This window comes from Lysobacter koreensis, assembly GCF_042677045.1.
Classification (GTDB): Bacteria; Pseudomonadota; Gammaproteobacteria; order Xanthomonadales; family Xanthomonadaceae; genus Lysobacter_K; species Lysobacter_K koreensis.
The window spans coordinates 647,317-669,749 of the sequence record NZ_JBHTIH010000002.1; the positions used below are offsets into that span (position 1 = coordinate 647,317).

The window sequence follows — 22,433 nt, forward strand, 5'->3', positions numbered from 1 at the left end:
ACGTGCCCACCGCGCCCGCATTGGCCGCGCCTGCATTCACCGGGCCTGCATTCACCGAGCTTCGCCCGCTTGCGCCTTCGGCGACGGCGCGGTGGCGATCATGACCCGCCGGAAGCCGAGCTGGCCGAGCGCGTCGTAGGCCGTCACCACCGCCTGGTGCGGCGTGCGAGCGTCGGCGCGCAGCAGCACGGGGCGCTGGCGGTCGTTGCCGGCGACTTCGGCCAGCGTGCTCTTGAGCGATTCGAGGTCGTCGCGCAGGACTTCGCGGTCGTCGACGAAATAGCGGCCATCGGCGTTGACCAGCACGCTCAGCGCCTTGCTGGCGTCATTGGGCTCGCCGGTGGCGCGCGGCAGCTCGAGCTTGAGCACCGAGCGCGAATCGAAGGTGGCGGTGACCACGAAGAAGATGATCAACACCAGGATCACGTCGATCAGCGGGACCAGGTTGATCTCCGGTTCGTCATCGGCGCGATGGTCGCGGATGCGCATTAGTCCACGCTCACCGTCGGGGTGATCCCATGCGCACCCGGGGCGACCCTGGCCGACGCCGCGCGCGGTTCGAGCGTGTCGAGCAGCTGGATCGCCTCGTGCTCCATCTCGACGATGTACTCGGCGATGCGGCCGCGGAACCAACGGTGCGCCATCAGCGCCGGGATCGCCACGATCATGCCGGCCGCGGTGCAGACCAGCGCCTTGCCGATGCCGCCGGCGAGCTGGTTCACGTCGCCGATGCCGTGGTCGAGGATGCCCAGGAACATCTGGATCATGCCGACCACGGTGCCGAACAGGCCCAGCAGCGGGCCGGCAGCGGAAATGGTGCCGAGCGTGTTGAGGTAACGCTCCATGCGGTGCACGAGATGGCGGCCGACATCCTCGATGCGCTCGCGGATCTGGTCGCGCGGGCGGTTGCGCACGTCCAGCGCGGCGGCCAGCAGCGCGCCCAGCGGCGAGGTCACGCGCAGCGATTCGATATGCGCCGGATCGAGCTTGCCGCCGCTGGCCCAGACGCGGACCTCCTTGCCCAGGTTGGGCGGCAGCACGGTCTTGCGCCGCAGCGTCCACGCCCGCTCGAGGATGATCGCCAACGCCAGCACGGTCAGCATCAATAGCGGGATCATCGGCCAACCGCCAGCCTTGACCAGTTCCAGCACTGCGAACCCCCGGCCCGTGGCCGTCTTAATCCGGCCGATAGGATAGCCCAGCCGCTGCGCCTGCCGACCGCGCCGCGGCGTCCCACAGCCGCGGGTGTGCGTGGCGTCGCGTTTCCAGTGCCACCCCGCCGGCCGCGAGCCTGACGCGCAGCGCACCGGCCTGGGCAGTGTCGGTGGTGGCGGCACCGGCCTCGCGCCAGCGCGCGAGCACCTCGGGCTTGGGATGGCCGAAGCGGTTGCCATGGCCGGACGACACCAGTGCGTGGCGCGCGCCGGTCGCGGCGATGAACGCCGAGTCGGACGAACCTGCGCTGCCGTGGTGCGCGACCAGCACCACGTCCGCGCGCAGCGATGCGCGGTCGCGTCGGACCAGTTCGCGCTCGATCACCGCGCCGACGTCGGCGGTCAGCACGGCCGCGCCGTGCCCGGTTTCGATGCGCAGCACGCAGCTGGCCTCGTTGCCCAGGTAGGGGAAGTACGCACTGGGGTGGAGGAAGCGGAAACGCACGCCGTCCCAGGACCATTGCTGACCGGCGCGGCATGGGCTCGCGCCAAGAATTCCCGCGCCCTCGGGCGCCTCGACCCGGGAAATCGGGAATACGCGTTGCACCGCCTCGAGTCCGCCGGCGTGGTCGTTGTCGCCGTGGCTGACCACCGCACGATCCAGGCACCGTACACCCAACGCGTGCAAGGCCGGCACCACCGCACGCTCACCGGCGTCGAAGCCGTCGCGCACGGCCGGTCCCATGTCGTACAGCAGGCTGTGCTCGCGGGTGCGCACCAGCACCGACAGGCCCTGCCCGACATCGACCACCAGCAGTTCGGCCTCGCCACGCGCGGGCAGTTGCCGATCCGGCCACAGCAGAGGCAACCACAGCAGCGCCGCCAACGCCTTGCCCGGCACCGCGCGCGGCAGCAGCAGCCAGAACGCGCCCAGCAGGGCCAGCGGCAGCGCGAACCAGCGCGGCTCGGGCAACCACCACAACGCCAGTCCGCTGCCGGCCATCCACTGGAACAGCGGCCAGCACAGCTCGAAGCACCAAGAGGCCAGCCGCCATGCCGCATCGCCGGCCCCGGCGTGGATCACATCCAGGCCCATGCCCAGCAGCGACAGCGGCACTACCACCAGGCTCCACCACGGCACCGCGACCAGGTTCGCGAACGGGCCGGCCAACGACGCCTGGCCGAACAGGACCACGCTCAGCGGCAGCAATCCCAGCGTCGCCACGCCTTGCGCGGACAGGAAATCGCGCAGCGGCCGCGAACTGCCGTGCGGCAGGCACCACAGCAACCACGCCACGCCGAGGAAGCTCAACCAGAATCCCGCGCCGAGCACCGCCAACGGGTCGAGCAGCAGCACCGCCAGTGCGGCCAGGGCCAGCGAGTCGGCCGCGCGCAACGGGCGTCGCCACAACCGGGCACCGGCGACCACCGCGATCATCAGCGCGGTGCGCACGGTCGGCAGCGCGAAGCCCGCGATCGCCGCATAGGCCACCGCGCCGAGCACGGCAGCGACGGCGGTCGCGATCGGTGCCGGCCAGCGCCGCGCCAAGGCCGGCCACGCCCACCACAGGCCACGGGCGATCAGCGCGAAGAAACCGGCCACCAGGCCGACGTGGAACCCGGAGATCGCGATCAGGTGGGTCAGGCCGTTCGCGCGCAGCGTGTTCCAGTCGCCGTCGTCGAGGCCTCTGGTATCGCCCAGCGCAAGCGCGCGGATGAAGCGCGACGATGCCGCCGGCACCGCGGTGGCGATGCGGGACGACTGCGCTTCGCGCCAGGCTTGCAGGCCGGCCGCCGGCGCCAGGCGACGCGCGCGCTCGGGGTCGCGCACGTAGCCGGTCGCGGACAGCCGTTGTGCGAGCGCATGCTTCTCGGCGTCGAGTCCGCCGGGGTTGCGCAGGCCGCGCGGCGCGCGCACGCGCGCGACCAGCTGCCAACGTTCGCCAGCCCGTAAGCCACCGCGGGCGTGGCCAGCGCGGTCGTTGTCGTACCAGGCCAGGCGCAGCAGGCGGCCGCGCAACGCGGCTGGCTGCGCATCGTCGCGATCGACGCGAAACGCGAAGCGCGTGCGGCGCGGCTCGTGCTGCGGCAGGTCGACGACGCGGCCGCTGACGACGACCTCGCGCTGCTCCCAATCGCGCGGCAACTGCACCGACAGCGCGTGCGTGGCATGCAGCCCGGCGAGCGCGAACCCGGCCAGGCATGGTCCAAGCAGCCGCCAACGCGTCGCCCGCCACCACAACATCAGGCCCGGCAGCAGCATCAACAGCAAAACCGGCCACGGCAGCAACGCCGGCAGCCAAAGGCACGAAGCCACCCCGGCCAGCACCGCGGCCGTGGCGGCGATTCCCAGTGGCGGCATCCTTGCCGCTTCGCGCATGGTCAGACCTCGTCTGGACTGAGTTGTCGCAGCTTGCCGTCGTGCAGTTCCAGCACGCGGTCCAGGCGCCGCGCGAGGCGGCGGTCGTGGGTCACCAGCACCAGGCTGGTGTGCTGCTCGTGGTTGAGCGCGAGCATCAGGTCGAACACCGTCGCCGCGGTCTTCTCGTCGAGGTTGCCGGTCGGCTCGTCGCCGAGGACGCAGGCAGGCTGGTTGACCAGCGCGCGCGCGACCGCCGTGCGCTGGCGCTCGCCACCGGACAACTCGCCAGGCTTGTGCTCGAGGCGATGGCCGAGGCCGACAGCTTCCAGCAGCGCATGTGCGCGCTTGCGCGCGTCGCCCACCGACGCGCCGCCCAGCAGCACCGGCAGCATCACGTTCTCGACCGCGGTGAATTCCGGCAGCAGGTGGTGGAACTGGTAGACGAAGCCAAGCGCGCGGTTGCGCAGGCTGCCGCGAGCGGTGTTCGACAATGCACTCATCTTCTGGCCAGCGACGAACACCTCGCCGGCGGTGGGAGTGTCGAGGCCGCCGAGCAGATGCAGCAAGGTGCTCTTTCCCGCGCCCGACGCGCCCAGGATCGCCACCGTTTCGCCCTTGCCCACCGCCAGATCGAGGCCGTGGAACACCGGCGTGCGCAGCTTGCCTTCGGCGTAGGTCATGCCCAGGCCCTGGCAGCTCAGCACGGTCTCGTCGGACACCGGGGCTTTCATCGCGTGCTCACTCATAGCGCAGCGCCTCCGCCGGCGCGGTACGTGCCGCGCGCCAGGCCGGATACACGGTCGCCGCGAACGCCATCGCCAACGCGACCAGCGCGATGGTCACCACGTCGCTGGCCTGAAGGTCGGTGGGCAGGCCGGTGATGTAGTAGACGTCCTCGGGCAGCAGCTTCACGCCGAACACCCTCTCGATGCCGAACAGGATGTGCTCCAGGTTGAGCGTCAGGGTGATGCCCATGATCACGCCGAGCACCGTGCCAATCACGCCGATCAAGGTGCCCTGCACCATGAACACCTGCATCACCCCGCGCGGCGAGAGCCCCAGCGTGCGCATGATCGCGATGTCGGCCTGCTTGTCGGTGACCAGCATCACCTGCGACGACACCAGGTTGAACGCGCCCATCGCAATGATCAGCGACAGCAGGATCGCCATGATGGTTTTCTCCATCTTCAGCGCGCGGAACATGTTGGCGTTCTCGCTGGTCCAGTCGCTGACCCGGTACGGGCCGCCGAGCTTGAGCGCAAGGTCGCGCGCCACATCCCAGGACAGGTCCATGTCGTGCAGCTTCAGGCGCACGCCGGTGACGCCGTCGCCGATGCGCAGCAGGCGCTGCATGTCGGCCATGTGGATGAAGGCCATGCCGCGGTCGTACTCGTTGTAGCCCGCCTCGAAGATGCCGCTGACGGTGAAACGCTTGAGCTGCGGCATCGCGCCCATCGGCGTGCTGCGGAACTCGGCGGTGGTCATCACCACCGTGTCGCCGAGGCCGAGGCCGAGCCACAGCGCCAGTTCCTTGCCAAGCACGATGTTGAAACTGCCCGGCGCCAGCGAATCGAGCCTGCCCTGCACCAGCCGATCGGCCAGCACCGAAACCTTGCGCTCCTGTGCCGGCAGCACGCCGCGGACCATCGCCGGCTGGTTGCGCGCGCCGGCCAGCAGGGCCTCCTTCTCGACGTAGGGGGCGACGCCGGCGACGCGCGGGTCGGCGGCGGCCTGGGTGACCGCCCGGCGCCAGTCTTCGAGCGGCTCGCCGTAGCCGCTGACGGTCGCGTGCGCGACCATCTGCAGCATGCGGTCGCGGATCTCGCGCTGGAAGCCGCTCATCACCGCCAGCGTGGTGATCAGCGCCGCGACGCCCAGGGCAATGCCGAGGATCGAGGCCAGCGAGATGAACGAGATAAAGCCATTGCGGCGTTTGGCGCGCAGGTAGCGCAGGCCGATGGCGACAGGTAGGGGTTTGAACATAGCCGGCTATGTTGCCATCGATTGCGCCCGTGGCGCAGGCGTCCGTGCCGCCATGGCCAGCCGCAGTTCACGGCGGGCGCCGGCATCGAGGATGTCGGGCCAACCGGTCAGGTGCCGCCGGTGACCCGCGGCGTCTCGCCAGCACAGGAACGCGAGCGGCCCACGCCACTGGAGTTCGAGGTCGGTCATCGGTTCACCATCCAGCGTCGGCACGCCCTCGCCCGGGCCGATTATCAGACAGTGCACGCAGCGGCGAAGTTCGCGACGCGCCAGCCCCAATCCCTGCACCAACGCCGCGAATGCCAGCGGCAACGACGCGGGAAACGGCATCTCCGAGGCGATCACCGCAAGGGCCGCGCCCAGTCCCAGCAGGCCCAGGCAAGCGGCAAGCCACCGCGACGACGGCCATTCAAGCCGGCAAGGCGCGGATGTGTTCGACCAGTTGCGCGATTTCGCCATCGGCAGGGGTTTCGTAGCCCATGAACCAGTGCCAGAGCTTATCGTCCTCGGTTTCCAGCAACCGTAGGAAAACCCCGCGCTCGCCCTGCGCAGCCTGCCGCCACCGGCGGTCGAGGTAACGGCCGAGCAGCTGGTCGAGTTCGCGCATGCCGCGCCGGCACCGCCAGCGCAGGCGCTTGAACTCGAGTTCGTCGGCGTCGTTCATGGCCGCAGCAGGCCAACGGCAAGCACCACCCACAGCGCCCATACCAGGCCGGTTGAAATCGCATAGACGCCAAAGCGATGCATGACCTTGTTGTAGCTGCAGTGAATCAGGCTATGCAGCACGCGACCGACGACGAAGCCCCAGGCAAGAGCGAGCACCGACGGCGTCACCTGTTCCGTCAGATAGGCGACGACGAGCGCGACGTAGAACAGCACCGGCACTTCGAACAGGTTGTTGAAGTTGTCCGCGGCGCGAGTGTCGACCAGGCGCGCCGCTTTTTCAGCCGAAGTAGCCACGGACTGGGGATGGATGTGCAGACGCCGCATCTCGGCGATGCGCACGAAGTACAGGCGCAGCCAGACGACAAACGTCAGGGTGACCATCGCCAGCAGCGGGTAGAAGACTTCTTCTCGGATCATTCCGCCCCGTCCCCTAGTTTCAATTGACTTGGAAGCAGAACTCCGTTTGCCTCGACCTATCGCTCGTCATTCCCGCGAAGGCGGGCTCCGCTCTCTTTCGGCGGAGCCGAACATCCATTGGCTTCCAGCTCTCAAGATCCGACACCACGAAAAGCCGACCACATCCGACGAAACCCGAACGGGGCCACCTGCACGCGACAGAAGCGACGTCACTGGATTCCCGCCTTCGCGGGAATGACGAGCATGAATCAAGTCCTGCGCGCCAGCATCAGCTTCTTGATCTCGCCGATTGCCTGCGCCGGGTTCAGGCCCTTCGGGCAGGTGCGCGCACAGTTCATGATCGTGTGGCAGCGATACAGCTTGAACGGATCCTCGAGGTCGTCCAGGCGTGCCCCGGTGTCCTCGTCGCGCGAGTCGACGATCCAACGGTAGGCCTGCAGCAGCACCGCCGGGCCGAGGTAGCGGTCGCCGTTCCACCAGTAGCTCGGGCAGCTGGTCGAGCAGCACGCGCACAGGATGCATTCGTACAGGCCGTCGAGCTTCTTGCGGTCTTCCGGCGACTGCAGGCGTTCGCGGTCCGACGGCGCCGGGGTCTGGGTGCGGATCCACGGCTTGATCGAGGCGTACTGCGCGTAGAAATGCGTCATGTCCGGCACCAGGTCCTTGACCACGGACATGTGCGGCAGCGGATAGATCGGCACTTCGCCCTTCTCGCAATCCGCGATCGCCTTGGTGCAGGCCAGCGTGTTGGTGCCGTCGATGTTCATCGCGCACGAGCCGCAGATGCCCTCCCGGCAGGAGCGACGGAACGTCAGCGTCGGGTCGATCTCGTTCTTGATCTTGATCAGCGCGTCCAGGACCATCGGGCCGCACGCGGCCATGTCCACCTCGTAGGTGTCCACGCGCGGGTTGAGGCCGTCGTCCGGGTTCCAGCGGTAGACCTTGAAGGTGCGCGGCTGCTTCGCGCCCGGCGCATCGAAATGACGGCCCTTCTGAATCTGCGAGTTCTTGGGTAGGTTGAATTCGGCCACGTCTTCGACTCGCTCTTGATCAGTAAACGCGCTTCTTCGGCGGCACCACGTCGACGTCGTTGGTCAACGTGTACATGTGCACCGGGCGGTAGTCGATCCTGGTCTGGCCGTCGTCGTCGACCCAGCACAGGGTGTGCTTGTGCCAGTTGACGTCGTCGCGCTCCGGGAAGTCCTCGCGGGCATGCGCGCCGCGCGACTCGGTGCGGTTCTCGGCCGAGACCATCGTCGCCACCGCCTGGCTGAGCAGGTTCGACAGCTCGTAGGTTTCGATCAGGTCCGAGTTCCAGATCAGCGACTTGTCGGACACCTTGACGTCGGCGAACGAGGCGTTGATCTCGCGGATCTTGCGCACGCCGTCGGCCAGCGTCTCGCCGGTGCGGAACACCGCGGCGTCGGCCTGCATGGTGCGCTGCATCTTGTCGCGGATCACCGCGGTCGGGGTGCCGCCGCTGGCGTTGCGCAGCTTGTCCAGGCGCGACAACGCCTGGTCGCAGGCATCGTCGGCGAGCTTGGCGTGCGGCGCGTCGGAGGTGATCGTCTCGGCGCAGCGGTTGGCGACCGCGCGGCCGAACACCACCAGGTCAAGCAGCGAGTTGGAGCCCAGGCGATTGGCGCCGTGCACCGATACGCAGGCGGCCTCGCCGATCGCGTACAGGCCCGGCACGACCGAATCCGGGTTGCCGTGGCGCAGCTGCACCACTTCGCCGTGGTAGTTGGTCGGGATGCCGCCCATGTTGTAGTGCACGGTCGGGATCACCGGGATCGGCTGCTTCTCGACGTCGACGTTGGCGAATATGCGCGCCGACTCGGCGATGCCCGGCAGTTTCTCGTGGATGACTTCCGGGCCGAGGTGGGTCAGGTCGAGGAGGATGTGGTCCTTGTGCTCGCCGACGCCGCGGCCTTCGCGGATCTCGATCGTCATCGAACGGCTGACCATGTCGCGCGGGGCGAGGTCCTTTACGCTCGGCGCGTAGCGCTCCATGAAGCGCTCGCCATTGGCGTTGCGCAGGATGCCACCTTCGCCGCGCACGCCCTCGGTGATCAGGCAGCCGGCGCCGTAGATGCCGGTCGGATGGAACTGCACGAACTCCATGTCCTGCAGACCCAGGCCGGCGCGCAATGCCATGCCGCCGCCGTCGCCGGTGCAGGTGTGGGCCGAGGTCGCGGAGAAATACGCGCGGCCGTAGCCGCCGGTCGCCAGTACCGTGCCCTGGGCGCGGAACAGGTGCAGCGTGCCTTCGGCCATGTTCAGCGCGAGCACGCCGCGGCAGGCGCCGTCGGCGTCCATGATCAGGTCGAGCGCGAAGTACTCGACGAAGAACTGAGCGTCATGCGCGAGCGACTGCTGGTACAACGTATGCAGGATCGCGTGGCCGGTGCGGTCGGCGGCGGCGCAGGTGCGCTGCGCCGGCGGGCCTTCACCGTACTTGGTGGTCATGCCGCCAAACGGGCGCTGGTAGATCTTGCCCTCGTCGGTGCGCGAGAACGGCACGCCCTGGTGCTCGAGCTCGATGATCGCCGGGATCGCCTCGCGGCACATGTACTCGATCGCGTCCTGGTCGCCCAGCCAGTCCGAGCCCTTGACGGTGTCGAAAAAGTGGTAGCGCCAGTCGTCCTCGCCCATGTTGCCCAGCGCGGCGGAAATGCCGCCCTGCGCGGCCACGGTGTGCGAGCGGGTCGGGAACACCTTGGTGATGCAGGCGGTCTTCAGCCCCTTCTGCGCGAGGCCGAAGGTGGCACGCAGGCCCGCGCCACCGGCGCCGACCACGATCATGTCGAACTTGTGTTCCTGGATCTTGTAGGCAGCGGCCATCAATCAGGCTCCGAGCGCAATGCGAATGACGGCGAGCACGCTGGCGAGGGCCGCGAGGACGCAAACAAAAATGACCGCCAGCTGCGAAGTCACCGCAAGCCAGGGTGTGTGGACGTAATCCTCGATGATCACCTGCATGCCCAGCTGCGCGTGCCAGAACGTGGCGATCACGAACGCGACCAGCAGCACCGCGTTGACCGGGCTGGCGATGGCCGCGCGCACGGTCGCGTAGTCGCCACCGATCAGCGAGATCACCAGGCCGATCACGTAGATCGACAGGAACACCAGCGCGATCGCGGTGATGCGCTGGACGATGAAATGGTGGGTGCCATCCTTCGCCGAGCCCAGACCGCGAGCGCGCTTGAGCGGCGTGCGCAGCTTGTCGTGCATGCTCATGCGCCACCCCGCTGAGTCATCGCGACCAGCCAGATCAGGGCCGTGAGCACCAGGCTGCCGACCACCGAGAACCAGCTGCTGCGGATGAAGGACTCGACCTTGTAGCCCCAGCCCGCGTCCTGCACGAGGTGGCGGATGCCGTTGATCAGGTGGAACGCCAGCGCCCAGCTCCAGCCGAACAGGATCAGGAAGCCCAGGCCCGAGCGGGTGAAGCGGCTGAATTCCGCCCACGGCTGCGGCCCGGCCGCCAGCGACATCAGCGCGCAGACGATCAGCAGGCTGCCCAGCACCAGCACCACCCCGGTGGCGCGATGCAGGATCGAGGTCACCATCTGCACCTGCCAGCGGTACACCTGCAGGTGTGGGGAAAGAGGTCTTTCGCGGGGACGTTCGCGGTTCGCCATGAGCGACGGCTATCTCGGCTGGGCGGCTGGGCCGCGTGGCGGGGGACGTAGGTGCGGTTGCGATGCGGCTGCGTGGTGCGGCGGAACGGGATGAGGCGTCAGAAATCGATGCAGCGGCCGTTCTTTTCCCAGTCGCCGTAACGGGTCGGCTCGGGGCCATCGCGCCCGCCGTGCTCGGTGGCCGGAGGCGCCGGCGCTGGTACGTCCTCGCCGGACGACTCGGTGGCGGAGGTCTCCGGCGGCACGGTGGAAGAAGGGGATTGGCCTATCATCACAGCGTTGAAGCTTAAGTCCCGACCCCATGCATGACAACCCGCAGGCCACACCGGGCCTTGCCTTCGCCCTGGCCGGCCATCGCGTGATCGTACTGAAAGGCCCTGACGCAGCGGCCTTTGCGCACGCGCAGTTCATGAACGACGTCAAGGCAATTGCGCCCGGCCAGTGGCAGTGGAGTGGCTGGCTGACGCCAAAGGGCCGCGTGATTGCGCTGTTCTTGCTACTGAAGCTGGACGAGCAGACGCTGTGGCTGGTCGTGCCCGACGCCGACCCGGCCGCGCTGTGCGCGGCGTTGCGACGGTTCGTGTTCCGCAGCAAGGTCGTGCTCGAGGTGCGGAACGACCTGCAGGTGGAAGGCCGGTTCGGTGCGCCCGTGCAGGCGCATGGCCATGCACTGGCGGCCGATGGCTCCGGCGATATCGAGCTGGACATGGGCAGCGGACATGCAGCGCGTTGCCTGCGCATCACCAGCACGTCGACTGCGTCGGTGGATGCGCACGCCGACGCACGCTGGGCGATGCACGACCTCGAACACGGCCTGCCGCGCCTGCCGGCGTCGCAGGCCGAGCACTGGACGCCGCAGCAACTCTCGCTCGAGCGCCTGCGGGCTTTCAGCGTCAAGAAGGGCTGCTACCCCGGCCAGGAGATCGTTGCGCGCACCCATTTCCTCGGCAAGGCCAAGCGCGGGCTGATCCTGGTCGAAAGCCCATGCCCGCTGGAGGTCGGAGCGGAACTGCGCACGGAGAACACCGCGCTCGGCAATGTGATCGCGACTGCGGATGCCGACGGGCGACATCTCGCGCTGGTGGTCGGGCCGCTGGACCGCGAATCCTCGCCGCTGACGATCAACGGCCAATCCGTACGCGAAGCGGCATTGCTCGACGGCTTGGCGCGCTAGCCCGCACGCGGCGGCGTCGCCAGCGCGGCGCGCTGGGCCTGCCAATGCCGGTGCCAGGCCTGGAACATCAGCACGTTCCACAGGTGCGTGTGCCACTTGCGCTCGCCGCCGAGGAACTGTCGCCACAGGCCCTGGACCAGGTCGGCATCGAACAATCTCTGCGCGCGCAACTGCGCGGGGTCGAGCAAGCCATCGGCCCACTCGCGCAGGTCGCCACGCAACCAGGCGGTCACCGGCGCGCCGAAACCGCGCTTGCCGCGGTCGACCATCGCGTCGGGCAGGTAGCGGCGCAGCACCTGCTTGAGCAGCACCTTGCTTTCGCCGCCGTCGTGCTTGAACGCCAGCGGCAGCGACCAGGCGAACTGCGCCACGCGCGTGTCCAGCAGCGGGGCTCGCGCCTCCAACCCTACCGCCATGCTGGTGCGGTCGACCTTGCACAGCAGGTCATCCGGCAGATAGGTCATGAAATCGGCCAGCATCATCGCGTCGGCCGCGGTGCCCGCGCCCCGCAGCGGCTGCGGTTCGTCGTAGATCGTCGCAGGCGTGCTCGCGCCCAGCAACGCCGCATCGGGATCGCGCCAACGCGTGATGCGCTGGCGGTAGACATCGCCGACTCCGCGCGCGCCCATCTCCGCGGCCAGCGCGGCGAAGCCGCCAGTACGCGACGCTTCCCCGTGTTGCCGTGCCGCGCGCGCGAGCAGCCGCCGCAACGGCGCCGGCACCCGCTGCTGCCAGCGCAGGTTGCGCAACGCGCGCTGGTAGCGCGAGTAGCCGAAGAACAGTTCGTCGCCGCCGTCGCCCGACAGCGCCACCGTGACGTCGCTGCGCGCCAGCCGGCAGACCAGCGCGGTCGGCACCTGCGAGGCGTCGGCGAACGGTTCATCGAACATGTCCGGCAGCGTTGGCACCACCGCCAGCGCATCGGCGCCGCTGACATAGAGCTCGCGGTGGGCGGTTCCCAGGTGCTCGGCCACTTCGCGCGCCAGCGGCGCCTCGTCGTGGTGCGAGCCTTCGAAGCCGATCGTGAAGCTGCGTACCGGCTTGGTGCTCTGCGCCTGCATCAGCGCGGTGACGATGGAGGAGTCCGTGCCCCCGGACAGGAACACGCCGACCGGCACGTCGGCGACCATGCGCTGTGCGACCGCGTCGCGCAGCAGCGTGTCGAGGTGCTGCTCGGCCTCGCGGCGGTCGCCGGCGAATGGGGCGGCGATCGCGGCGGTCATGCGCTCGCGCGCGTCCCAGTAGCGGCGCTGGTCGCGCTCCGGCTGGTGCGCGGCGGCGCCTTGGGCGACGGTCGCGGCATCCAGACGCAGCAGCGTGCCGGGCATCAGCTTGAAGCTGCGCTCGTGGATCGCGTGCGGCGCCGGGATGTAGTCGTACTTCAGCAGCAGGCCCAGCGCATCGCGGTCGACCGCGTTGTCGAACGCCGGGTGTCGCCACAACGCCTTGAGTTCCGAGCCGAACACCAGCGTGTCGCCGGCCCAGCCGTAGTACAGCGGCTTCTTGCCGACGCGGTCGCGTGCCAGCCACAGCACCCGCTCCTGCCGGTCCCACAGCGCCAGCGCGAACATACCGTGGCAGTGGGCGATCGCCTGTTCGACGCCCCACTCGCTCACGGCGGCCAGCAGCACCTCGGTGTCGGAATGGCCACGGAAGCCGTGCCCGCGCGCGACCAGCACCTCGCGCAACGCGCCGAAGTTGTAGATCTCGCCGTTGTAGGCGACCACGTAGCGGCCATCGGCCGATGCCATCGGCTGGTGACCCAACGGCGACAGGTCCTGGATGCTCAGGCGCCGATGCGAAAGCGCGATGCCGGCATCCGCATCGACCCACACCCCGCTGTCGTCCGGGCCGCGATGCGCGAGCTGGTCGCCCATCGCGCGCGCCAGCTCGGTCAGTTGCGCCGCGCCCGCATCGGGCATCGGGCGCAACAGACCGGCCAAACCGCACATCGGTCAGCCCCGCGCCAGCACGGCGGCCGCGGCGACGATGTCGTCCTCGCCCGGGATCACCAGGAACGCGGCACCGGCGAGCGGGGTGTAGGTATCGACCCCGACCACGCGCTGGAACGGGCGGCCGCCGAAGCCGCCCTCGGCGATCGCGGTGAGCACGCCCTCGCCCACGCCGGCGCTGCGGCGGCCTTCGTCGACCACGATGATCCGCTTGGCGCTGCGCGCCTGTTCGACGATGAACGCATCGTTGAGCGGCACCAGCCAGCGCAGGTCGACCACGCGCACCTTCCAGCCGCGCACCTTCTCGATCTCGCGCGCGGCGCGCAGGCTCATTGGCACGCCGTTGCCGTAGCTGAAGATGACCAGGTCATCGCCGCTGCTGCCGTCGTCGGGCACGTACACGCGGCCTTCGCCGAGCGTCATCGCCTCGCCCGGCGCGGGGTATGTGGTCAGCCACTTTCCGTCGCCCGGTTCGTGCAGGTCCTTGGTCATGTACAGCGCGATCGGTTCGAGGAACACGCTGACGCGGCCGTCGACCTTCGACAGCGCGGTCAGCGTGCGCATCATCGTCGCCGCATCGTCGCCACGCGACGGGCAACCGACGACGAGGCCGGGGATGTCGCGCAACGCGGTGATCGAGTTGTCGTTGTGGAAATGGCCGCCGAAGCCGCGCTGGTAGCCCAGGCCCGCGATGCGCACCACCATCGGGTTGCGGTACTGGTCGTTGCTGAAGAACTGCAGCGACGCCGCCTCGCCGCGGATCTGGTCGCAGGCGTTGTGGAAGTACGCCAGGTACTGGATCTCCGGGATCGGCAGCAGGCCGACGTTGGCAAAGCCCTGCGCCATGCCCAGGATCATCGTCTCGTCGAGCAGGGTGTTGAACACGCGGCGCGGGCCGAACGCCTTCTGCAGGCCCTTGGTCACCGTGTACACGCCGCCCTTCTGCGCCACGTCTTCGCCGAACAGCAGCGTCTCGGGGTACTTGGCGAAGGTGTCGTGCAGCGCCTGGTTGATCTGGATCGCCAGGTGCCGCGGCGGCTGGTTCTCCGGCAGCTTGGCCTCGCTGCCGAACACCTCGAGGCGGCGTTGGGCGTAATCACTGCGCTGGGCCTCGGCGCGCACCGCCTCGGGCGAGTACGGCGCCAGCGGCGCGATCACGTCCTCGAGCCTGTCGAGCTTGAGCCGGCGATCGGCCTCTTCGGCCGCGGCGAAGCACTGCTTGCGGGTCGCCTCGTACAGCGCCAGCACCTCGTCCTTCGACATCAGCCCCGATTCGAGCGCGATCGCCGCCGAGCGCAGCAGCGGGTCGCCCGCCTCGACCGCGCACAGCTCCTCAATCGAACGCCATTCGATCTCGAAGTCAGTGCCGGCGTGGCCCATGATCCGCGTGGTGCGCAGGTGCAGGAAGGTCGGCCGGCGCGTGCGGCGGCAGTGCTCGACCGCGCGCTGCACGTCGCCGTAGCCGTTGGCCAGGTCGAGGCCGTCGGCATGGAAATAGTCGAGGTCGGGGCGCTGCGAGAAGTTGCGCGCGACCCAGCCGCTGGGCGTCTTCACCGAGATGCCGATGCCGTTGTCCTCGCACACGAACAGCACCGGCGCCGGCAGCTTCTGGTAGGCGGTCCACGCGGCGGCGTTGAACGCGGTCTGCGCCGTGGCGTGGTTGCTCGACGCGTCGCCGAACGAGCAGATCGCGATGCTGTCGTCAGGGATCGGCAACGCGTGGCCCATGCGCCGGCCGGCCTCGATCGCGATCGCCGTGCCCAGCGCCTTGGGCAAGTGCGAGGCGATCGTCGAGGTCTGCGGCAGCACCCACAACGGCTTGCTGCCCCAGACCTTGTGGCGGCCGCCGGAGGCCGGGTCGTCCTTGCTCGCGGCGAAGCTCAGCGCCGAGTCCATCACCGGGTCCATGCCGGGCAGCTTGCGGAAGCGCTCGGCCATGAAGCCGCCGCTGCGATAGTGCAGGAACGCCGGATCGGTGTGGCGCGTCAGGCGCGCGACCATCGCGTTGCCTTCGTGGCCGGAGCTGCCGATCGTGTAGAAGACCTTGTTCTGCACGCGCAGCACGCGCGCCATCAGGTCGAGGTGGCGGCTGACCAGCTGCGACTCGAACAGCTCGCGGAAGCCGCGCGCGTCCAGCGCGCTGCCGTTGAGGATCGCCTCGTCCGGCGATGGCTTGGCGTCGGCGCGGCCGTTCCAGCCGCGCACGAACTCGGTGAAATTGACGTCGCAGATCTCGGCCCGGTTGAGGCCTTTCATGCGCGCGGGGATGGGGTTGGGCAGTGTCGACATCGTCAAGGGTGCTTTTGGTAGGGCGGGTTTTAACCCGCCGCCGTGGAATGACGGAGTGAATCCCGCCCTACTTGGAATGGTTTATCAACGCGCGCGCCGCCGCGGCCGGCGCCTGCATCGCAACGAAGCCCGGCGTCCGGCGCACGCGCGCGAGCCAGTCGCGGATCGCCGGGTACTCGCCCAGGTCGAAGCCGCCATCGCCGGCGACATCGGTGTAGGCGAACAACGCGATGTCGGCCACGCCGTAGTCGCCGCCGGTGAACCACGGTTGCGACGACAGGTGGCGCTCCATCACCGCCAAGGCCTGGTGGCCGCGCTCGCGCAGCTTCGGCAGGTCGGCGCGGCGCGGGGAATCGGCCGGCGTCCAGCCGCAGATGAACCGCGCGACCGCGATATAGGGCTCGTGGCTGTACTGCTCGAAGAACATCCAGCTCAGCGCCTGCGCGCGCTGCCAGCTGTCGGACGGCAGGTACGGCGAATCCTCGGCGAGGTAGCACAGGATCGCGTTCGACTCGGCCAGGACGCGGCCGTCGGCGAGCTCGAGCACCGGCACCTTGCCGTTCGGATTGCGGGTCAGGTACTCGGGGGTGCGCGTTTCGCCGGCGCTGCTGTCGACCTCGATCCAGCGGTAGTCTTTCTCGAGCCGGCGGCCGAGCTGCTCGAGCAGCAGGCGCAGCTTGTGGCAGTTACCGGAACTGGAGAACCCGTACACGGTGATCATGGCGATGCCCTGCGCCGCGCGCGCCAGTCCTCGCGCGTCTGCGCCCAGATGTCGATCCGCGCGTCCTCGGACGGCGGCGGCAACCTGCCCGGGCCGCGATGGCGCGATCCCAGCCGCTGCGCCAGCAGTTGCGAGGCGCGGTTGTCGGGGTCGATCGAATGGATCACCTCGTCCCAGCCGAGATGCTCGAAGGTCCAGTCGATCGCCGCGATCCCGGCCTCGGTCGCATACCCCTGGCCCCACGCCGAACGCTTGAACGCCCAGCCCACTTCGGTGCCCGGCCAGCCCTCGGGGTGCCAGGGGCCCATCTGCCCGATCCAGTGGCCGCTGGATTTCTCGACCACCGAGAACATCGCGAAGCCCTGGATGGCCCAGGCGCCCGGCATCTGCAGGAACCTGCGCCAGGCCGCCGCGCGCGGCAACTTGCCGCCGATATGGCGCGCGGCCTCCTCGTCGCCGAGGAGTTCGGCGTAGCCGTCGAAATCCTGCAGTTGCGGCAGGCGCAGCAGCAGGCGGTTGGTCTCGAGTCGAATATCGGTTGCGGCCAAGGCGAAATCCCTCGTGACACGGCGCGGTGCGTAACCAGAAACCGGAAATTTTGCCCGCCCTTGCTCGTCATCCCCGCGAAAGCGGGGATCCAGCGACTTGGCTCTGGACAGACACTGTCGTGCCGAAAGAAGCGAAGTCACTGGATGTTCGGCTCCGCCGAATTGGAGCGGAGCCCGCTTTCGCGGGAATGACGAGCTGAGAATCAGAACGCGTTGATGCCGGTCAACTCGCGACCGACCACCAACTGGTGCACCGTCTCGGTGCCTTCGTAGGTGATGACCGACTCGAGGTTGAGCGCATGCCGGATCGCGCAATGCTCGGTGGTGATGCCGGCGCCGCCGAGCAGGTCGCGGCACTCGCGGGCGATGTCTATGGCCATGCGGCAGTTGTTCCACTTCGCCAGTGAGACCTGGGTCGGCGCCATGTTGCCGGCATCCTTCAGCCGACCCAATTGCACGACCAGCAGCTGCGCCATGGTGATGCGGCGCGCCATGTCGGCCAGCTTGAGCTGCGCGCTCTGCGTGGCCGCCACCGGGCGGTCGAACAGGATGCGTTCCTTGGAGTAGTTCAGCGCCTCGTCGAGGCAGGCGATCGCCGCGCCGATCGGTCCCCAGGTGATGCCGTAGCGCGCCTGGGTCAGGCAGCCCAGCGGCCCCTTGAGACCCTTCACGTTCGGCAGCCGGCTGGCGTCGGACACGCGCACGTTGTCGACGAACAGCGACGACGTTACCGACGCGCGCAGGCTCATCTTGTGCTTGATCTCCTGGGCGGCGAAACCCGGGGTGCCCTTCTCGACGATGAAGCCCTGGATGCCGTCGTCGGTCTGCGCCCAGACGATGGCGATGTCGGCGACATTGCCGTTGGTGATCCACATCTTGGAGCCGTTGAGTACCCAGTCGCCGCCGTCCTTCTTGGCATGCGTTTTCATGTTGCCCGGGTCGGAACCGCCGTGCGGCTCGGTCAGGCCGAAGCAGCCGATCACCTTGCCCGCGGCCATGTCCGGCAGCCAGCGCTGCTTCTGCTCTTCCGAGCCGTAGGCGTAGATCGGGTACATGCACAGCGAGCTCTGCACGCTCACGAAGCTGCGGATGCCGCTGTCGCCGCGCTCGAGCTCCTGGCAGATCAGGCCGTAGCTGACCGCGTTCAGGCCGTGGCCACCGTACTGCTCGGGCAGGGTCGAGCCGAGCAGGCCCAATTCGGCGATCTCGGGGATCAGTTCCTTCGGAAACCGGCCCTCGTCGAAGGCGTCGCCGATGATCGGCAGCACGCGCTCGTCGGTGAACCGCGCCACCGTGTCCTGCACAGCACGCTCCTCCTCGGTGAGCAGGGAGCGGACGTCGTACAGGTCGTAGGGATGCAGGGCCATGGCGAACTCGGCGAGGGAAAAAGAACGCCATTGTAATGGCCACGCCGAGCCCACGGCACCCCAGGCGTTTACCGCCAGCGCCCCGCCCGAAGGCTCCCCAAAAGAAACGGGGCCGGATGATCCGGCCCCGTCGGGGTGTTGCTGCTATGCGCTGCGATCAGCCGCGGGTGCTGTCGACGCTGGCCGCTGCGGCGGTCTGGGTGACCACCTGGCCGTCGATGACCGGCAGGCGCTGGGCCGGGCGATCGTCGAGGCGGATGGTCTGCTCCTGGCCCTGGTAGCGGTAGGTCACGTCGTAACCCACGACCTGGTCCTCGCTGCCCAGCGAGATGCGGTTGCCCGGCTTGCTGCCGGTGCGCATCGTGCCGGTGGTGCCGTCCGGGTTGCGGTAGGTCACGTTGTAGCCGACTACGCGCGAGGACTGCGAGCTGGACTGCACGGTGCGGCACTGGCGGTCGGTGCGGGTGACCACGCGGCCACCGACGTGGTTGCGGTCGACGCGGTTGCCGACGAAGCCACCGGCCACGGCGCCGGCTGCGGTCGCGGCCTTCTTGCCGTTGCCGCCACCGACCTGGTTGCCCAGCAGGCCACCGATCACGGCGCCGGCGACGGTGCCACCGACATTGCCGTCGCGCTCCGGCGCGCGCTCCTGCACCACCACGTCCTCGCAGACTTCGCGCGGGGTCGAGGTGGTGCTGGTCTCGCGCACCGGGTCGGTACCGATCACGGTCGCATAGAGCTTCTGCTTCTCGTTGATCGGCTTGACGTTGACCACGTCGGCATACTCGACGCGGCCGGGCTGGGCGTCGATCGCGCCATTGGACGCGACGTCGCCGGTCAGGTTGGTCGCCAACGCGCCAGCGGCCGGCGCGGTGGTGAACGCGGTATCGCCGGCATCGTTGCCGCGGAAGCTGTTGTACGCCGCAACGGCGACACCGCCGACCAGCAACGAAGCGAGCGGGACAGCAAGCATGTTCTTGTTCATGTGGAGCCTCCTGCAGCGGGTTTGCACCGCGGTTTTGTGGACGGCGCCATTGCACCACCGGCTCCCTGAACGGGTCCCGATTTTTTAACAAGAAGCTGTCGCAAATGTGAACCCGGTACGGTCGCGTGCTAGCGTCGACCCGGTATCTGCTGCATTTATTAGGGAGTGCACCAAATGGCCAGTCCGCTGTTGCTGCCGTTGCTCAACTGGGCGCGAAAGCTGCGCTACCCGACCTTGTTCAAACTCACCGCGGCGTTGTTCGCGTTGACGATGCTGATGCCGGACCCGCTCCCGTTCGTCGACGAGATCCTGCTCGGCCTGGGCACCTTGCTGCTGGCCAACTGGAAGAACCGCAAGGGCACGATCGAACCGCCCTCCCCGACCTCGCGCTGAGCGGCCATGCGCGCCGATCCGCTGCTGGTCGACAGCCACAGCCACCTGGACGCGGCCGAGTTCGACGCCGATCGCGACCGGGTGATCGCCCGCGCGCAGGCCGCCGGTGTCACCCGCCAGGTCGTGCCGGCGATCGACGCCGCCGGCTGGCCGAAGCTGCGCTCGATCTGCGCGGCCGCCACCGGCCTGTACCCGGCGTACGGGTTGCACCCGATGTACCTCGCGGCGCATCGCGACGCGCATCTGGACGAGTTGCGCGGGTGGATCGAACGCGAGCGACCGCTCGCAATCGGCGAGTGCGGGCTGGATTACTTCGTCGAGGGACTGGACCCGCAGGCCCAGCTGCATTTCTTCGAAGCGCAACTGCGGCTGGCGCGCGAGTTCGAGCTGCCGGTGATCGTGCACGCGCGGCGCGCGGTGGACGCGGTGACCGCCGCGATCCGCCGTGTCGGCAAGCTGCGCGGCGTGGTCCACAGCTTCCCGGGCAGCCCAGAGCAGGCCCGGCAGCTGGCCGACCTCGGCTTCCTGCTCGGGCTCGGCGGCCCGGTGACCTACGATCGCGCCAACCGCCTGCGCAAACTCGCCGCGGAGGTGCCGCTGGACTGGTTGCTGCTGGAAACCGACGCACCCGACCAACCCGACGCCGACCACCGCGGCCAGCGCAACGAACCGGCGCTCCTGCCGCGGGTACTGGAGACCATTGCCGGCCTGCGCGGGGTTTCGCTCGATGAGGTGGCCAGCGCGACCACCCGCAACGCCGAGCGGCTGTTCGGCTTGCCTGCGGTCGACAGCCGCACCGCCTAGATGCGGGGATCGCCTAGACGGCTTTCCCGCGCGGCTTCAACAGCAGTTCCAGCGCCCTGCCCACCGCCGCGAAAGCAAACGCGCCGGTTATGTGCGTCGCCGCGCCCAGGCCGGCGCCGCAATCGAGCTTCAGGGCCGCGTCGCCGGCCACCGGCGGGCGCAGCCCGCACACGCTGCCATCGGCCTGCGGGTACTGCACGTTCTGCAGCGAGTAGATCGCGCTGATGCCGAAGTAGCGGTCGGCGTTCTTCGGGAAGTTGAACTCGCCGCGCAGTTTGCGCCGGATCAACGCCAGCATCGCATCGTGCTCGGTGCGCGACAGGTCGCGCACCCGCACCAGGGTGGTGTCGGTGCGCCCGCCGGCCGAGCCGACCACGATCAGCGGCAGCTTGCGCCGCCGGCACCACGCGATCAACTCGACCTTGCTGCGGAAACTGTCGCAGGCGTCCAGCACCAGGTCGAAGCCGCGATCGAGCAAGGCCTCCACGTTGCCGGCGGTGAGGAACTCGGCGATCGCCTCGACACTCACCTGCGGGTTGATCGCGCGGCAGCGTTCGGCCATCGCCTCGACCTTGGCGCGTCCGAACTGGCCCTCGTGCGCGGGCAGCTGGCGGTTGGTGTTCGAGACGCAGATGTCGTCGGCGTCGATCAGGGTCAGGTGGCCGATGCCGCTGCGCGCCAGCGCCTCCACCGCCCACGAGCCGACCCCGCCCATGCCGACCACGGCGATCCGGCAGCCGGCGAAGCGCGCGAGCGCGCCCGCACCGTACAGGCGGTCGATGCCGGAAAAACGTTCGCGCCACGAGGCATCAAGAAGGACTGGTTGCATGCGTGCATTGTAGGCGGCGGCCGCGACCGGGCCGCGCGGGACTGCATGCTATCGTCGCGCCAACCTCGACGGAGACACCGCATGAGCACGACGGCCCCGACCCAGCCCAGCCGCACGCACGCGGCCAAGAAGTACTTGTTCCTGTTCCTGCTGGGCCTTGCGGTGGGCGCGTTCGCGGTGGTGATGGTCATGCGCAGCCTGGAAGCACGAAAGACCTGGAGCGACCACTACCCCGATGCCGCGATGCACTACATGCAGGCGCAGGTGGCGCAGCTCGATGCCAGCGTTGAGACCAACCGCTGCGCCGCCACCGAGACCCTGCCGCGCCTCAAGGCGCTGCGCACGGTGGCCGACGATCTGGAACTGGCGTTTCCGGGCCTGCGCGATGACAAGCGCTTCGTCGGGCACGCCAGCAAGCTGCGCGGCACGCTGGATGCGGCGCTGGCGTCGCCACCGCTGAGCTGCGAGGGCGTGACCAAGCTGATGGCCGGGATCGGCGCGGACTGCAAGGCGTGCCACCAGGATTTCCGCAACTGAAGAGCGCCTCGCCGACTGCGCGCTGAACGCGGCGCGGCGATTGATCGGTTGTTCACGGACCCACGACTAGGTTGAGCACGCTGGCGAATACCGCCATCCACCCACCTGCTGGAGATCCACATGAACAACACGAATCTTCGTCTGCTCGGCGTGGCGGCTGCCGCCTCTTTCGCGCTCGCCGGTTGTGCGACGTCTGGCTACGGTTCCGCCGGAGCCGGTGCCGGCTATGGCACGTCTCCGGGCTACGGCAGCAGCACCGCCAATTGCTACGACTGCGGCGTGATTACCCGCATCGAAGCGTTCGACAGCGGCCGCGCGCCCAACGCCACTGGCGCCGTGCTCGGTGGCCTGGTCGGCGCCGCCGCCGGCCGCGAGCTGGCCGATGACAAGAGCGACGGCCGCCAGAACACCGCCACCGTCGCCGGTGCCGTGGCCGGCGCGGTCGCCGGCAACGCGATCCAGAACGCCAACCAACGCAAGTACAACGTCTATGTCCGCATGAATGACGGCCGCACCACGACGGTCACGATGACCAGCGTGGGCGGTTTTCAGGTGGGCTCCACGGTCCGGGTCCAGAACGGCCGCCTCTACGCGCGCTGATTCCGGTC

General features: G+C 68.8%; 24 protein-coding genes and 1 pseudogene. 5 read left to right on the plus strand and 20 right to left on the minus strand.

What is annotated here, in order from left to right; genetic code table 11:
* Positions 1–51 precede the first annotated feature (51 nt).
* From ACFQZQ_RS03360 to ACFQZQ_RS03420, 13 genes and pseudogenes are all read right to left on the minus strand, one after another.
* Positions 52–489: an ExbD/TolR family protein gene (locus tag ACFQZQ_RS03360; RefSeq protein ID WP_386811647.1), complete on the minus strand. Its 438-nt coding sequence runs from the start codon at positions 487–489 to the stop codon at positions 52–54.
* On the minus strand, positions 489–1,151 hold the full coding sequence (locus ACFQZQ_RS03365; RefSeq protein WP_386811648.1) for a MotA/TolQ/ExbB proton channel family protein: 663 nt from the start codon (positions 1,149–1,151) through the stop codon (positions 489–491). Before ACFQZQ_RS03365 ends, ACFQZQ_RS03360 begins: the two co-directional genes overlap by 1 nt.
* Positions 1,045–3,534 (minus strand): annotated as a pseudogene (locus ACFQZQ_RS03370) (DNA internalization-related competence protein ComEC/Rec2); the annotation flags it as partial. The gene ACFQZQ_RS03365 and the pseudogene ACFQZQ_RS03370, both read right to left, overlap by 107 nt.
* A 2-nt stretch (positions 3,535–3,536) precedes the next feature.
* Complete coding sequence (gene lolD / locus ACFQZQ_RS03375) at positions 3,537–4,247, minus strand: lipoprotein-releasing ABC transporter ATP-binding protein LolD (RefSeq protein WP_386811257.1); 711 nt, start codon at positions 4,245–4,247, stop codon at positions 3,537–3,539.
* 7 nt (positions 4,248–4,254) lie between these two features.
* Entirely contained in the window at positions 4,255–5,499 is a 1,245-nt protein-coding gene (locus ACFQZQ_RS03380; RefSeq protein ID WP_386811258.1) for a lipoprotein-releasing ABC transporter permease subunit, read from the minus strand.
* A 6-nt stretch (positions 5,500–5,505) separates the two neighbouring features.
* Complete coding sequence (locus ACFQZQ_RS03385; RefSeq protein ID WP_386811259.1) at positions 5,506–5,958, minus strand: hypothetical protein; 453 nt, start codon at positions 5,956–5,958, stop codon at positions 5,506–5,508.
* Positions 5,909–6,163 (minus strand): FAD assembly factor SdhE, encoded by a 255-nt coding sequence (locus ACFQZQ_RS03390; protein WP_386811260.1) that lies wholly within the window; start codon positions 6,161–6,163, stop codon positions 5,909–5,911. Before ACFQZQ_RS03390 ends, ACFQZQ_RS03385 begins: the two co-directional genes overlap by 50 nt.
* Positions 6,160–6,582, minus strand: a complete 423-nt coding sequence (locus ACFQZQ_RS03395; RefSeq protein WP_386811261.1) for an MAPEG family protein — start codon at positions 6,580–6,582, stop codon at positions 6,160–6,162. Before ACFQZQ_RS03395 ends, ACFQZQ_RS03390 begins: the two co-directional genes overlap by 4 nt.
* A gap of 248 nt (positions 6,583–6,830) precedes the next feature.
* Positions 6,831–7,613 carry a succinate dehydrogenase iron-sulfur subunit gene (locus ACFQZQ_RS03400; RefSeq protein ID WP_386811262.1) on the minus strand — a complete coding sequence of 261 codons (783 nt, stop codon included), beginning with the start codon at positions 7,611–7,613 and terminating at the stop codon, positions 6,831–6,833.
* Positions 7,614–7,632: 19 nt separating this feature from the next.
* Positions 7,633–9,426: a succinate dehydrogenase flavoprotein subunit gene (gene sdhA / locus ACFQZQ_RS03405; protein WP_386811263.1), complete on the minus strand. Its 1,794-nt coding sequence runs from the start codon at positions 9,424–9,426 to the stop codon at positions 7,633–7,635.
* Between the two features lie 3 nt (positions 9,427–9,429).
* A complete protein-coding gene (gene sdhD, locus ACFQZQ_RS03410) occupies positions 9,430–9,822 on the minus strand; it encodes a succinate dehydrogenase, hydrophobic membrane anchor protein (protein WP_386811264.1) in 393 nt (130 codons plus the stop codon).
* On the minus strand, positions 9,819–10,226 hold the full coding sequence (gene sdhC, locus ACFQZQ_RS03415; RefSeq protein ID WP_386811265.1) for a succinate dehydrogenase, cytochrome b556 subunit: 408 nt from the start codon (positions 10,224–10,226) through the stop codon (positions 9,819–9,821). Before sdhC ends, sdhD begins: the two co-directional genes overlap by 4 nt.
* Positions 10,227–10,324: 98 nt before the next feature.
* Positions 10,325–10,498, minus strand: a complete 174-nt coding sequence (locus tag ACFQZQ_RS03420) for a DUF1674 domain-containing protein (RefSeq protein WP_386811266.1) — start codon at positions 10,496–10,498, stop codon at positions 10,325–10,327.
* A gap of 137 nt (positions 10,499–10,635) precedes the next feature.
* Here ACFQZQ_RS03420 and ygfZ point away from each other — a divergent pair, with 137 nt between their 5' ends.
* A complete protein-coding gene (gene ygfZ / locus ACFQZQ_RS03425) occupies positions 10,636–11,400 on the plus strand; it encodes a CAF17-like 4Fe-4S cluster assembly/insertion protein YgfZ (RefSeq protein WP_386811267.1) in 765 nt (254 codons plus the stop codon).
* On the opposite strand, the gene asnB is transcribed toward ygfZ, so the two are convergent.
* The 6 genes from asnB to ACFQZQ_RS03455 form a co-directional block, all read right to left on the minus strand.
* Positions 11,397–13,352 (minus strand): asparagine synthase (glutamine-hydrolyzing), encoded by a 1,956-nt coding sequence (gene asnB / locus ACFQZQ_RS03430; RefSeq protein ID WP_386811268.1) that lies wholly within the window; start codon positions 13,350–13,352, stop codon positions 11,397–11,399. The genes ygfZ and asnB overlap by 4 nt on opposite strands.
* 3 nt (positions 13,353–13,355) lie before the next feature.
* The gene (locus tag ACFQZQ_RS03435) at positions 13,356–15,641 is read right to left on the minus strand and encodes a thiamine pyrophosphate-dependent enzyme (protein ID WP_386811269.1); all 2,286 of its coding nucleotides are present in this window, start codon (positions 15,639–15,641) and stop codon (positions 13,356–13,358) included.
* Positions 15,642–15,708: 67 nt separating this feature from the next.
* Positions 15,709–16,362 carry a glutathione S-transferase family protein gene (locus ACFQZQ_RS03440; RefSeq protein ID WP_386811270.1) on the minus strand — a complete coding sequence of 218 codons (654 nt, stop codon included), beginning with the start codon at positions 16,360–16,362 and terminating at the stop codon, positions 15,709–15,711.
* A complete protein-coding gene (locus ACFQZQ_RS03445; RefSeq protein WP_386811271.1) occupies positions 16,359–16,910 on the minus strand; it encodes a GNAT family N-acetyltransferase in 552 nt (183 codons plus the stop codon). Before ACFQZQ_RS03445 ends, ACFQZQ_RS03440 begins: the two co-directional genes overlap by 4 nt.
* A 203-nt stretch (positions 16,911–17,113) precedes the next feature.
* On the minus strand, positions 17,114–18,277 hold the full coding sequence (locus ACFQZQ_RS03450; RefSeq protein WP_386811272.1) for an acyl-CoA dehydrogenase family protein: 1,164 nt from the start codon (positions 18,275–18,277) through the stop codon (positions 17,114–17,116).
* A 157-nt stretch (positions 18,278–18,434) separates the two neighbouring features.
* Positions 18,435–19,262 (minus strand): glycine zipper 2TM domain-containing protein, encoded by an 828-nt coding sequence (locus ACFQZQ_RS03455; RefSeq protein WP_386811273.1) that lies wholly within the window; start codon positions 19,260–19,262, stop codon positions 18,435–18,437.
* 174 nt (positions 19,263–19,436) lie between these two features.
* On the opposite strand from ACFQZQ_RS03455, the gene ACFQZQ_RS03460 reads away from it, so the two are divergent.
* Together ACFQZQ_RS03460 and ACFQZQ_RS03465 are read left to right on the plus strand one after the other, a co-directional pair.
* Positions 19,437–19,655: a DUF6116 family protein gene (locus tag ACFQZQ_RS03460; protein ID WP_386811274.1), complete on the plus strand. Its 219-nt coding sequence runs from the start codon at positions 19,437–19,439 to the stop codon at positions 19,653–19,655.
* A gap of 6 nt (positions 19,656–19,661) precedes the next feature.
* Entirely contained in the window at positions 19,662–20,459 is a 798-nt protein-coding gene (locus ACFQZQ_RS03465) for a TatD family hydrolase (RefSeq protein WP_386811275.1), read from the plus strand.
* Positions 20,460–20,472: 13 nt separating this feature from the next.
* Here the strand turns inward: ACFQZQ_RS03465 and ACFQZQ_RS03470 are convergent, their stop codons facing one another.
* Positions 20,473–21,288: a tRNA threonylcarbamoyladenosine dehydratase gene (locus ACFQZQ_RS03470; protein WP_386811276.1), complete on the minus strand. Its 816-nt coding sequence runs from the start codon at positions 21,286–21,288 to the stop codon at positions 20,473–20,475.
* An 81-nt stretch (positions 21,289–21,369) separates the two neighbouring features.
* Between ACFQZQ_RS03470 and ACFQZQ_RS03475 the strand changes: the two genes are divergently transcribed.
* Both ACFQZQ_RS03475 and ACFQZQ_RS03480 read left to right on the plus strand, forming a co-directional pair.
* Positions 21,370–21,825, plus strand: a complete 456-nt coding sequence (locus ACFQZQ_RS03475) for a hypothetical protein (RefSeq protein WP_386811277.1) — start codon at positions 21,370–21,372, stop codon at positions 21,823–21,825.
* A gap of 120 nt (positions 21,826–21,945) precedes the next feature.
* Complete coding sequence (locus ACFQZQ_RS03480) at positions 21,946–22,425, plus strand: glycine zipper 2TM domain-containing protein (protein WP_386811278.1); 480 nt, start codon at positions 21,946–21,948, stop codon at positions 22,423–22,425.
* The last annotated feature ends 8 nt before the right edge of the window (positions 22,426–22,433 follow it).